Consider the following 12753-nt stretch of genomic DNA (forward strand, 5'->3'; position numbering starts at 1 on the left):
AATTATTCAGATAGATATTCTTTTACCTGCTTGTATACATTCTCAGCCGTGAAGCCTAACTTTTCGTCCAACACCTTATAAGGTGCAGAATAGCCGAAGCTCTCAAGTCCAAAGACTTTTCCATTGGCTCCAACCAGGCCTTGTAAGGTTACTGGTAATCCTGCTGTCAGACCGAAAATCTTTGCATCTTTCGGAAGAATGGACTCTTGATATTCTCTGCTTTGACGGCGGAACAACCCTTCAGACGGCACACTGACAATGCGCGTCTTGATGTTGTCGTTTCTCAATAATTTTGCACCGGCAACCAAAGTTGACACTTCTGAGCCGCTGGCCAACAAGATAACGTCATATTGTTCGTCGCTGCCAGCAACGATGTATGCACCTTTACGTGCTTCTTGGTAGTTGTTTCCTTCTGGCAAACTCTCAATGGCCTGACGTGAAAGGATGAGTGCCGTCGGTGTATCCATGTTTTCCATGGCCATTTGCCAACACACTGTTGTCTCTTCAACGTCTGCAGGACGAAACACTCTGACGGAATCTTTTCCATGATGGTTCTTTAACTTTTCCATCAATCTGATTTGTGCTTCCTGCTCCACAGGCTCATGGGTAGGACCATCTTCACCAACACGGAATGCGTCGTGTGACCAAATGAACTTGATGGGAACTTCCATCAATGCGGCCAAACGAACGGCCGGCTTCTGATAATCGGAGAAGACGAAGAAGGTTCCACAGGCAGGAATGACGCCACCGTGCAGGTACATGCCAATGCACATACAGGTCATGGTAAGCTCACTGACGCCAGCTTGGAAGAAAGCACCAGTGAAATCGCCTTTCACCATGCTCTGCGTTTTTTTCAAGAAACCATCTGTTTTGTCCGAATTGGATAGGTCGGCAGACGAACAAACCATGTTAGGAACCTGTTCGGCCAGGACACTAAGGCATACTGATGAAGCAGCACGAGTGGCCTGTCCTGGTTTCTGTTCAACCTTGCTCCAATCAATTTGAGGAGCATTACCAGAGAACCAGTCTTGCATTTGTGCCGACAACTCTGGATTTTTCTCAGCCCATGCCTTCTCTTCAGCGTGGCGTTGGGCAACAATCTCTCGCAGTTCGTCCTGGCGTTTGTCGTACATTGCTTGGACTTCTTGGAAGATTTCAAAAGGATTATCGAGGTTTCCGCCCAGATTAAGTACTGTTTTAGTGTAAGCATCACCGCCAAGTGGGGCACCGTGTGTTTTCACATTACGCTCGTAGCTGCTGCCATCAGCTTTCAAAGCCCCCTTACCCATGGTAGTCTTGCCTATGATGAGCGTGGGTCGGTGCTGTTCCGTCAGGGCTGCGTCCAATGCTTGACGAATCTCAGTAACATCATTACCGTTGATGGTCAATACGTTCCATCCCCATGATTGATATTTCATTGCTGTATCTTCTTGCGTTACAGCATCGCAATCCGTCGAGAGCTGAATGTCGTTAGAATCGTAGAACATGATGAGATTGTTCAGCCCCAACGCACCTGCCAACCGGCCTGTTCCTTGGGAAATCTCTTCTTGAATGCCACCATCCGATATATATGCATATATCTTATGTTGCATCATGGTTTTTCCAAGCTTGGCTTCCAGGAACTTTTCCGCCACAGCTGCACCGGCAGCAAAGGTGTGTCCTTGACCTAAAGGTCCAGATGTGTTTTCTATTCCTCGAGTGATGTCACGTTCGGGATGGCCCGTTGTTGGCGAGTCCCACTGTCTGAAATTCTTCAATTCATCAATCGTATATTTACCTTGCAAGGCAAGTGTGGCGTAAAGCATGGGCGACATGTGACCTGGGTCAAGATAAAAACGGTCTCTTCCAGCCCAAGTTGCATCGTCTGGATCGTACACCAAGTATTCTGAAAATAGCACGTTAATAAAATCAGCACCGCCCATAGCACCTCCTGGGTGGCCAGAGTTTGCCTTTTCTACCATGGAGACAGCAAGAATTCTGATGTTGTCTGCCGCACGGTTCATAGTTTTTAAGTCATTCATCATGTTATGGTTATAATATTAGTTTTTTCGATGTAAGTATAATTTAAGGTATACAGATATAATGTATACACTTGCAAAGATAGCATATTGATTTGAGAATAGCGATTGAATGTCCACGTTTTTACATCATTTTTTGTCGTTTGTGATTTATTATCACTATATTTGCATGAGAAAACAATATTTGGTTATATATGGAAAAGACGCACAACCATTTGGTTATTATGGCAGGTGGAGTAGGGAGTCGCTTTTGGCCCATGAGCACAAGCGATAAACCTAAGCAGTTTATTGATGTATTAGGAGTTGGTAAATCCCTTTTGCAACTCACTTTGGATAGATTCAGTGGACTATGTTCTCCCGATCACGTTTGGATTTTGACCAATAAGAAATATTTTCATCTGGTGCGTCAACAACTTCCTGATGTCCCCGTTGAAAACATCCTTCAGGAGCCCATGCGCCGTAACACAGCACCCTGCATAGCATACGTTAGCTGGCGTATCAAGTCGTGTGACCCACAAGCTAACATCGTAGTGACGCCCAGTGACCATGTTGTCACCAATGGAGTTGAATTCCAAAGAGTTATCAAATCTTGTTTAACTTTTGCCAACGAAACAGATGCAATCATCACGTTGGGAATGAGACCCAACAGACCAGAAACAGGATACGGATACATCCAAGCAGATTTAACTTCCAGTTCGTTGCGCAATAAAGAACTTTTCAGGGTAGACAGATTTAGGGAAAAACCAGATTTACAGACAGCACAAGAATATATCGAGCAGAGCAATTTCTTCTGGAATGCCGGCATCTTTATTTGGAACGTCAAAACAATCGTCAACGCCTTCAGGGTATATGTGCCAGCAATGGCCAAGATTTTTGAGAGCATGATGGATATCTATGGCACCAAAGAAGAACAAAACGTCATCGACGAACGATATGGTGCGTGTGAGAACATCTCTGTAGACTATGCGATTTTAGAGAAATCTGAAGAAATCTTTGTGTGTCCGGCAGAGTTTGGATGGAGTGACTTAGGTACCTGGAGTTCGCTACTTCAGCAAACCAAGCGCGATTTATACGGCAATGGTATCATCGGAGAGAATATTTCTTTGTATGACACTCATAATTGCATCGTACATGCTACACAGGCCAAACAAGTTGTCATCCAAGGACTTGATGATTGCATTGTCGCAGAAAAAGATGGTGTCTTATTGATTTGTAAGTTGGCAGAAGAGCAACGCATCAAACAATTTTCTGGAGAAAATTAAATAAATAGGGGAGTCATGTTGATACATGCCATGATTCCTCCATTCACTTTGATGAACACCTATTATATATAGTGGTGGATTTATCAGTAATTTTTGAAGGTAAAATTGTGCAAAAGGCTCTTCACTAACGATTTTCTTCCAAAGCTCGTTAGACTGTAGCCTTTGTTGGTTGCAGTGTTGTTGTATTGCTCCACGGCTGCCTCCAACCGCGCAACAATCATCATTTTGGCGCCATTTTCCCAGGTACGAAATTCCGTTTTTTCCATATATTGCTGACTAAATGCAATAAGTTGGTCCATGTTGAAGCTATCTGACTTGATTCCAGCCCCTTCCAACGTGGCCTCATGCGCATTGCACTCTTGTTCGACATGGACAGGTACCATCATCGCGGGCTTACCCATATACATGGCTTCGCATACCGACTCAAAACCACCAGTTGTTGCATAAGCCTTACAATTGGCCAGATAATATAAAAATTTCTGATCGTCAATGCGATGAAAAGTCAGTGTGTCGTCAATCTGTGTGGTTTCTTCCGCATCCTTTTTGTCCCAGAAAAAGTGCAGCGAGATATCTCGATGATTGGCATGCCACTGCATCACCGAGTCACTGAACCCAGCATTGATGATATAGCCCGTCATGTAATCACCCTTACCTCTTTGTATCTTTAGTGCCTCATCACGTAATAATGGTGGTACAACAGATAGGTTTTCTTCATCGTAATCGCCAGTTTTCCTAAACGACAAGCCTAACTTACGCGTGGCGCCCAGGCATGTTGCTCGCGTGAACGCCAACATGAGGCGTTGGCTCGCTTTATGTTTTTTCGGGAAAGGGTAGGATGGATGCAAAAACATGTACTGATGACCGATGCACACTTCTGGTACGCCGGGCCGAAAAAGAAAATAGGTTAATCCTGTGAGGACTTCATAAAAATTGACGACCAGGTCGGCACCACTCGCTTGGATATGCTCATGAAGATATCGAATGCTCGACAGGTATTTAGGCGATTTAAAAATGTTGTAGATGATAGATCGAGTAAGTCCTACCTTCTGGTTTGCTTTTGACGGTAGAAAGTTAGGGCTGAGGAAGCCAAAGACAGGGGCTTGTGTTCGATGAAGAAAAAAGGAGGGTACTTCCCTAGACCGACTTCTACCGACAAGTATCTCGGTTACTTCGTGGCCACAATCACGAAGTGCTTTCTCTAAAGTCAAGGCTTGTGTCAGATGTCCTCTGCCTTCACCTTGTACAATGAATATGACTTTCATTTTTTTTCTGTGTTATCTTATTTTGCTTACAAAAATAAAGGAGTGTTGTTACAAAACCGTGTAAAAAAGATAACATTTCATAGAAAAAAGAACGTTTTTAATTCTACTGTGATTATTAATTGATACTTAAATATGGTGTACGTCCTACATCGTTATATTCTTAACGCGCTTCTCAAATTCACTGCGGTCGCAAAGGGCTTTTTTCTTAATGCGGGCACGATAATTATAGATAGAATTAGGTGAATAATTGAGGAATTCGGCAATGCGGGAACTCTCCTCAATGCCCAGTCGTATGAGCGCAAAGATGCGCAGGTCGGTAGTCAGCTGTCCGCCGTGGGGAATGTGGATACGATGTTCGGGTTGGAGCAACGCGTTGAAATCATTGACAAAATTGGGAAAAAGATGAAGAAAGACGGTATCAAAATTGTAGAATAACTCGTTCAGCTCATTGGATTTGAGCTCGTCGGTTTCCGTCATTTTCAACAAGTCGTTATATTGTCTGGCCTTGAGCTTTCTATTGACTTTGATGCGGTAGTTATCGAGTTTATCGATATATTCGGAACACGTGGAAAGGAATTTACCGATGTACTCGTCTTTCATCTTGTTGGCATCGGAAAGCTGATGATTGGTAGATGAAAGGAGCGTATTAGCATTGGAAAGTTGCTCGTTGAGGATTTCCAATCTACTGTTGATGCTTTTCAATTCGTTTCTGGCCTTGGCAAGCTGTGTCCGTTTGTGTTGAACATAGAAGATGATACCGAGCAGAATAATGGAAAGAAGACTGACAACAACGATGAGTAACATGAGATGGTGGTTGGCACTTTGCAGACTGTCGCGGTAGTTGTTGTTGATGAGTGTCAGGATGGGCGAAACGAGCCAGCCACGCATGTGCGTGCTGAAATGGGAAACGCAAGTCCACGAGAAATCCATATACTGATAGGCTCTGTCGTTATCGCCATCCTCACTGAGCAGATTGGCGAGATTCCACAGAGAACTCTGGTCCATGACAGCACTGTTAATGTCGCACAGGGCCGATATGGCCAGCCAACGTTTCTGCTCATCACGGTTTTTCATCTTGCGGTAGATCTCCGCGCGGAAGAAAGCCATGATAGCATAGTCGTGGGTTCCGTAGCTGACCTGTTTCTCCCATTGAGTGGATGTTTTCAGTGCCTCTTGATATTGATCGCTGTTGTTGAGTCTTTCGGTCTTTCTCCATAAGTATGGAATAGAATTGTGGGGGGCGATGGCATTGAGAGAATCACTATATTGGTCTGCTATATGATAATACTGTTGCGCTATCTGTGAATCTTTCGAAAAGAAAGCTAAATCGCCATAGAAATGACTGCCTACGAAATAATAGTTTATGCGATCTTCCATGCTAAGCCTTTCAAGAGGAATCTGCTGAAAATGGAATATGGCCTCGTTGTAAAATCCAGAGAGTCCATACTGATTGGCCAACAGCAGCCGACGATTGTTAAGAAGGTCTTTGCGCTTCAATGCTTTGGCTAGTTCCAGTCCGCGACCAAGCCATACGAGCGCAGAGTCGTTGCTGTAGGAATAATATTCACGATACAATCCGTCCGCCAACTCATAGCGTGCTTGAAGATTGCTCATGCCCTCATACTGCCGGCGTAAAACAGAAAGGCGATGTTCTTTGGTCTTGATATGTTGTTGAGAATTTTTGATGGAGCGGTCTAAAAGTGAATAGAGCTCGTTAAGAGAAAGCTGTGTCTCGGAACGATTGGAATGCGCCATAGACGATTCCTGGGACAAAGCGAAGATAAAAAATAAGAGTAAAAGTCTTATTTTCATGACGGTTAAATATAATTAATAGGCACACAAATATACCATATTTTTCAGTTTCAACAAACATTTTACATTGTTTTATGATGCCTTTAAGCTGTAAAGAACAAAATCATTTCTATATTAAAACACCTGAACATAAAACACAACATCATGTATATCAATAATATATCATTTTCCACCATACAGAATTATCCACATTGATACCTTTGTATGTAAACAAAGCTTGATTCTATTAATTAAATTTGCAAAACAAAACTTAAACATCTGTCAATAACTAAAAACATTTAGAATGAGAAACAATCAGAAATTGTGGCCAAAAGCCATCATGCTCTCTGTGGCGTTCCTGTGTTTTACCATGACAGCCGTCGCACAAATAATAAAAGTGAGCGGTGTAGTCCTGGATACCCATCAAGAACCCATTATAGGAGCTACCGTGAAGGTAATAGGAACCGGCAGCGGGACCGTAACCGATATAGACGGTAAATTTAGCCTTGAGGCTAACCGCTCTGCGCGTGTGAGCATTTCTTATGTAGGCTACAAAACTTTGGAACAACGTGTACAACCCAATATGCATGTTGTTATGGAGGAGGAAGCCAACATCCTCTCGGAGGTCGTGGCCATAGGTTACGGTTCGGTGAAACGAAAAGATGTGACCACAGCTGTATCGAGTGTGAACACCGAAGACCTGGAAACACGTCCTATTGTGAGCGCCGTGCAGGGTATGCAGGGAAAAGCAGCCGGACTGCAAATTAGTCAGGCCAACGGCCAACCCGGTTCTGCGCCGACGATACGTGTGCGGGGTACCACTTCGCTCAACGGAAGCAATAACCCGCTGTATGTGGTAGATGGTGTGCCTGTAGACAACATTGACTATCTATCAGCCAACGACATTGACAACATCCAAATTCTTAAGGATGCTTCGTCGGCAGCCATCTACGGATCGAGAGCTGCCAACGGTGTGGTTATCATCGGAACCAAACAAGGAAAATCTGGTGTAGCTAAGGTAAGCCTTAGTGCACATTATGCCTTCAATACCGTTCGTGACAACCAAGATCCACTCAACGCAGAAGAATACAAGGATCTCATCAATGATATGAACGAGAAGGGCGTTTTGAGTCTGAAACTCCCCGCAGAACTTAGAGACCGAACCGACTGGAAGAAGGAAGTGTACCGAACAGGCAACGTGCAGAACTACCAACTGGCCATTACCAACGGAAACGATAAGCTACGCTATTACCTTTCAGGAGGATATACGGGAGAGAACGGTGTGATTGTGAGCTCCAGCTACAAACGCTACAATATGCGGGGATCGCTTGAGAACGAAATCAGCAAATGGCTCACGTTCAACGGCAGTGTGGCTTATTCTGACTATACTTTTAAAGGAACAGGCATTATCTCGGGAACGAGTAGCGACCGGGGTGGAGTGGTTCCCGCCATTCTGGGCACGCCGACGTATGCTCCGATATGGGATCCAGCTCGCCCGGGTCAGTATTACACAGACTTTTATGGTGTAAATGTGGACGGACCACTGGAGAATATAGCCCGTACCAAAGACAACAAGAGCCAATACAACAAACTGTTGGCAACTGGAAAGTTTATCGTTACTTTCATACCAGAACTTACATTGACAAGCACCGTTTCGTTTGATCGGTCATCGTCAATCGTCACCAATTTTCTTGACCCAAAACTTACACGCGAGGGTCGCAACCAGAACGGTACGGGCTATGACGGGCGTTCGACAGGAACGGTATGGACCATCGATAATGTGCTGAATTGGAAAAAGAATTTCGACAAACACGGACTAGACGCCATGGCCGGATCTTCATGGACGCAGAGCGACTGGAGCCAAAACTATATCAATGGATCCGACTATGCTGACGACCTCTTTCGCACACTCAACGCTGCCAATAAAATCAGTTGGAGTGGCACCGGTTCATCTGCTTCCGACTGGAAGATTTTTTCATTCTTCGGTCGTTTGCAATACAACTGGAACAGCACTTATATGCTGACCGCCAACCTACGTGCCGATGGTAGCTCAAGACTTGCTCCCGGACATCGATGGGTGTTTTCCCCTCTTTCTCAGGCGCATGGCGTATCTCCAACGAGAACTTCATGAAAGACATAGAATGGATTGACGACATGAAGATTCGTGGCGGATGGGGCCAAACTGGTAACCAAAGCGGACTGGGAGACTACGGCTATCTGGCTCTCTATAACTTCGGACGCATACAATGGTGGGAAACGGGCAACGAACATGCTGTTCCAACCCGCACACAAGGTTCACTGAGCAATCCAGAACTTACCTGGGAGACTACCTCTCAAATGGATATTGGGTTTGACTTGACCATGTTGCGCAACCGATTGACTTTCTATTTTGACTGGTACTACAAGAAGACCAGTGATATGCTGATGCACATTACGTTGCCGGCTGGAAGTGCTGCTGCCAGAAATCTGACCTATAACGGAGGAGAAATTGAAAACAAGGGAATGGAATTCTCCATAGACTCCAAAAACCTGACGGGTAACTTCAAATGGAATACCAATTTCAACATTTCGTTTAACCGTAACAAGCTGACCCGTCTCGAGCTGGTGCCAGTGTACTGGGGTGCAGTCACCAACGACAATGTGGGACAAAGCGTGGTGCGAAACGCTGTGGGCCATCCGTTGGGAGCCTTTTGGGGTTACGTGGCCGATGGCGTGGATAAAGAAACGGGCGACATGATTTATCGTGACGTAAATGAAGACGGTGTTGTTTCGGCTAGTGACCGTACCTATATCGGCGACCCTAATCCAGACTTTACTTATGGTCTGACCAACACCTTCTCATGGAAGGGTCTCAATCTGAGCATCCTCGTGCAAGGTAGCGTAGGCAACGACATCTATAATGTGTCGCGTATGGAAAGTGAAGGTATGTTTAACGGAAGAAACCAAAGCAAAGGAGTTCTGGACCGTTGGAAAGTACCAGGCCAAAACAAGTCTGTTCCAAGAGTAGGCTTTAATCAGCAAAACTCCACCTATTATCTTGAAGACGGCAGTTATCTGCGAGTTAAGGATATATCCTTATCCTACGATGTTCCTAAGAACGCTATCGACAAACTTCACCTTACCCGCCTCATGCCATACATATCTTTTTCAAATCTCCTGACATGGACCAATTATAGCGGTCGCGACCCGGAGGTAAACCAGTATGGGAACAGCGGTGGTGTGCAAGGAATCGACTGGGGAACTTACCCCCTGAACCGCTCGTTTGTCATGGGACTTAAAGTAGAATTCTAATCATTAACACCACTATCATCATGACAACAAAACAATATATCAAAACAATACTAATGGGATGTGCGCTATCAGCCACAACAGCCTGTTCATTGGACACAGAGCCTATATCCCAAGCCTCGGAACTAACCGAAGGCTCACAAACCGACACAACTACAGCCGTACTGAAGAATAGGGAAGCTGCCCTGAGCCAGCGAACGGCTTTATACAAACTCTTTAAAAACCGACAGGAACACATGCATCTGGACTATTTGCTGCTTGGGGAAGCCCATGCCGACAATGCCTACGGAGGAACAACTGGGCAGGAAACCATTCCCACGGAAACCAATGCCCTGGATGCCGCCACGGGAACGATGAGCCGCGACTGGAGCCGGTATCTGGAAGACATTGCCAAAGCCAACGTGCTCATCAATGGTGTAGAACAGCTTCACAAGAAAGGAGAAGTTAGCGATGCAGAGTATCGTCAATGGTGTGCGGAAGGACAAATATTCCGTGCCTTGATGATGTTCCGCATGGTCAGGATGTGGGGTTCACTGCCTGTCATCACGAAAGTGGCGCAGACCATTACCTCCGACAATATCAAAGAGGTTTATCCCACTTACTTTCCACCACGTTCCACAACAGAGGAATGTTATCATCAGATTATCGAAGACTTGGAATATGCAGAGCTAAACGCCCCCGACATTTCGTCAACCGACCGCACGCTGATGTCGAAGACCGTAGCGCAGGCCTTCCTATGCAAGGTGTACGCCGAGAAGGCCGTGCGTGATTATGACAAGGTGATTGCTTACGCTGAAAAGGTGAGAAACACGCCTGGCGTGGCTTTGGAAAAAGACTTTTCCACCCTATGGGGATGGAACGCTAAAACCAAGGACTGCATGAAGCGCAACACCACAGAGGGAATACTTGAGATTCAGTGGTTCCCCGGAGCCGGCAACTGGGAATCATGGATGTACGGCCGATGTCTGGAAGATTATGACAATAGCTTCACTTGGGCCAAATGGGTAACCCCATCACGCGACCTGATCAGAGCCTTTGAAGCCGAGAACGACACGCTGAGAAAGAATCAGACCATCGTTTATTATGACTGCTCGTGGAGCAACTACTATCCGTCTTCACACTATGCCTTCATGTTTAAACTGCGTTCGGGTTACAACAACGTATATGTTGTTCGTTTGGCCGACATCATCCTTCTTGAGGCAGAAGCTTATGCAAACAAGGGCAATTTGGCTGAAGCAGCCAAGCTCGTGAACATCATCAGGCAAAGGGCCAAGCTCCCCGTTTTGGATACCAAATACACGTCATCTAAAGAAAAAATGCAGGAAGCCGTTTTACTGGAACGCCGGTTGGAGCTTGCCATGGAAGGCGAGCGATGGTACGACCTATGTCGCAACGACAAAGTGGAAAGTGTCATGAATAGTCTCAACAGCAGAGATGAAGGACGCCTACCACAGGCAAGACCATTTGACGAGAACTCTTATTTGCTCCCAATACCTCAGTCGGCTATTGACGAGAACGATAACTTACGTCAGAATCCCGGCTATTAATTCCAACCCCATCAATTATCAATAAACTTATGAAAAAGAAAAATATGTATATCACTTCACTGCTTTTCAGTGCCAACCTTTTCTTGTCTATTGCATGCTCAGTGGACAGCGGTCTCAATATTCAGCCTGAAGTTAAGCCAGAAAATCCCACACCCTCTCCAGTTCCTCAAGCCAACAAGGTGAAAACATTCACTACAACATCCGACGGTTTTATACAGCTGGCTCAGAAGGAAATTTCGCTCAAAGCTGGAGAGTCTTTAGCTCCGTCGACCATTCTCATCGATGATACGAAAGTGGGACAAGAAATCGACGGATTTGGCTTTGCCATCACTTACAGCACATGTTACAATCTCCTTCACATGAGTGCTGCAGACAGAGCCGATTTTCTGAAACGCACCTATTCGGAAACCGAAGGATACGGTGTGAGCTATGCGAGAATATCTATTGGATGCAATGACTTTTCGAGTACCGAATATACCTTGTGCGATGAGAAAGGATTAGAGCATTTCCGCCTGTATAAAGACGAGACTGACTATGTAATTCCCATTCTCAAGGAGATTCTGGCCATCAATCCCAAACTCAAGATTGTAGCAGCACCATGGACCTGTCCGAAATGGATGAAAGTGAAAGACCTGAAGACAAAGACTCCATTCGACTCATGGACCGACGGACATGTAAATCCTGATCATTACACCGACTATGCCAACTATTTCGTGAAGTTTGTACAGACCATGAAAGCTGAAGGCATCAACATCTATGCAGTGAGTCCACAGAATGAGCCGCTCAACAGAGCCAACTGCGCCTCGACCTATATGCCCTGGCAGGAACAGGCAGAGTTTGTCAAAGAATTGGCCAAAGCTTTCAAAAAGAATGCGCTGAAGACTAAGATCTACCTTTTCGACCACAACTACAACTACGACAACAAGGCCGATCAGGAAGACTATCCCGTCAAGATATACAACGCGCTTGGCAACGAGTTCGAAGGGTCTGAATATGTAGTTGGTGCAGCCTATCACGACTATGGTGGAAGCAATACCGAGTTAGATGATATTTATGCCAAGGCTCCCGACAAGGAACTCATCTTCTCTGAGAGTTCCATCGGTACCTGGAACAACGGGCGTAATCTTTCCGCCAGATTGTTGCCCGATATGAAAAACGTCATCTTGGGAACAGTGAACAGACACTGCAAGGCTGTGTTGGTATGGAATCTGATGCTCGATGAGAAGATGGGGCCCAACCTCGACGGAGGCTGCCAGACTTGCTACGGCGCTGTGGATATTGCATCGGACTACAAGACGCTGCATCGCAATTCTCACTACTACATCATTAGCCATATATCCAGCGTGGTGCGCCCCGGAGCCGTTCGGATAGAAGATTCAAGCCGTAGTGCACACATCAAGGATGTAGACTATGCCACATTCCGCAATCCCGACTCCACCTACGGCATTGTATTGGCCAACAGTGGTGGCCACGATCAGATGATAACCGTCAGCAACGGTGCATACAACTTCCAAGTAACAGTTCCTGCTGAAGGTGTTGTATCATGTATATGGAATCCTTCTGTAACATCTAAAAAAGATTGAAA

General features: G+C 45.5%; 6 protein-coding genes and 1 pseudogene. 4 read left to right on the plus strand and 3 right to left on the minus strand.

What is annotated here, in order from left to right:
• Window positions 1-2: 2 nt before the first annotated feature.
• Window positions 3-2021: a transketolase family protein gene (locus HMPREF0650_RS01510; RefSeq protein WP_169308978.1), complete on the minus strand. Its 2019-nt coding sequence runs from the start codon at window positions 2019-2021 to the stop codon at window positions 3-5.
• A 191-nt stretch (window positions 2022-2212) separates the two neighbouring features.
• Here HMPREF0650_RS01510 and HMPREF0650_RS01515 point away from each other — a divergent pair, with 191 nt between their 5' ends.
• Entirely contained in the window at window positions 2213-3280 is a 1068-nt protein-coding gene (locus HMPREF0650_RS01515) for a mannose-1-phosphate guanylyltransferase (protein ID WP_004347744.1), read from the plus strand.
• A gap of 83 nt (window positions 3281-3363) precedes the next feature.
• Here the strand turns inward: HMPREF0650_RS01515 and HMPREF0650_RS01520 are convergent, their stop codons facing one another.
• Together HMPREF0650_RS01520 and susR are read right to left on the minus strand one after the other, a co-directional pair.
• Complete coding sequence (locus HMPREF0650_RS01520; RefSeq protein ID WP_050774822.1) at window positions 3364-4542, minus strand: glycosyltransferase family protein; 1179 nt, start codon at window positions 4540-4542, stop codon at window positions 3364-3366.
• Window positions 4543-4686: 144 nt separating this feature from the next.
• Window positions 4687-6354, minus strand: coding sequence for a SusR family glycan utilization regulator (gene susR / locus HMPREF0650_RS13405; RefSeq protein WP_040562047.1), 1668 nt, complete (start codon window positions 6352-6354; stop codon window positions 4687-4689).
• 283 nt (window positions 6355-6637) lie between these two features.
• On the opposite strand from susR, the pseudogene HMPREF0650_RS01530 reads away from it, so the two are divergent.
• The 3 genes and pseudogenes from HMPREF0650_RS01530 (at window position 6638) to HMPREF0650_RS01540 (ending at window position 12751) form a co-directional block, all read left to right on the plus strand.
• Window positions 6638-9624 (plus strand): annotated as a pseudogene (locus HMPREF0650_RS01530) (SusC/RagA family TonB-linked outer membrane protein).
• A 20-nt stretch (window positions 9625-9644) separates the two neighbouring features.
• Window positions 9645-11168, plus strand: coding sequence for a RagB/SusD family nutrient uptake outer membrane protein (locus tag HMPREF0650_RS01535; RefSeq protein ID WP_040562049.1), 1524 nt, complete (start codon window positions 9645-9647; stop codon window positions 11166-11168).
• 29 nt (window positions 11169-11197) lie between these two features.
• Window positions 11198-12751 (plus strand): endo-1,6-beta-glucanase, encoded by a 1554-nt coding sequence (locus tag HMPREF0650_RS01540; protein WP_004347753.1) that lies wholly within the window; start codon window positions 11198-11200, stop codon window positions 12749-12751.
• Window positions 12752-12753 lie beyond the last annotated feature (2 nt).

The sequence above is a fragment of the Hoylesella buccalis ATCC 35310 genome (genome assembly GCF_000177075.1).
Taxonomy (GTDB): Bacteria; Bacteroidota; Bacteroidia; order Bacteroidales; family Bacteroidaceae; genus Prevotella; species Prevotella buccalis.

What these genes read in the sequence shown, in the direction of transcription:
- HMPREF0650_RS01515 (WP_004347744.1), top strand. Translation starts at nt 2,213, where the DNA reads ATGGAAAAGACGCACAACCATTTGGTTATTATGGCAGGTGGAGTAGGG.
- HMPREF0650_RS01540 (WP_004347753.1), top strand. Translation starts at nt 11,198, where the DNA reads ATGAAAAAGAAAAATATGTATATCACTTCACTGCTTTTCAGTGCCAAC.
- HMPREF0650_RS01510 (WP_169308978.1), bottom strand. Translation starts at nt 2,021, where the DNA reads ATGAATGACTTAAAAACTATGAACCGTGCGGCAGACAACATCAGAATT.
- susR (WP_040562047.1), bottom strand. Translation starts at nt 6,354, where the DNA reads ATGAAAATAAGACTTTTACTCTTATTTTTTATCTTCGCTTTGTCCCAG.
- HMPREF0650_RS01535 (WP_040562049.1), top strand. Translation starts at nt 9,645, where the DNA reads ATGACAACAAAACAATATATCAAAACAATACTAATGGGATGTGCGCTA.
- HMPREF0650_RS01520 (WP_050774822.1), bottom strand. Translation starts at nt 4,542, where the DNA reads ATGAAAGTCATATTCATTGTACAAGGTGAAGGCAGAGGACATCTGACA.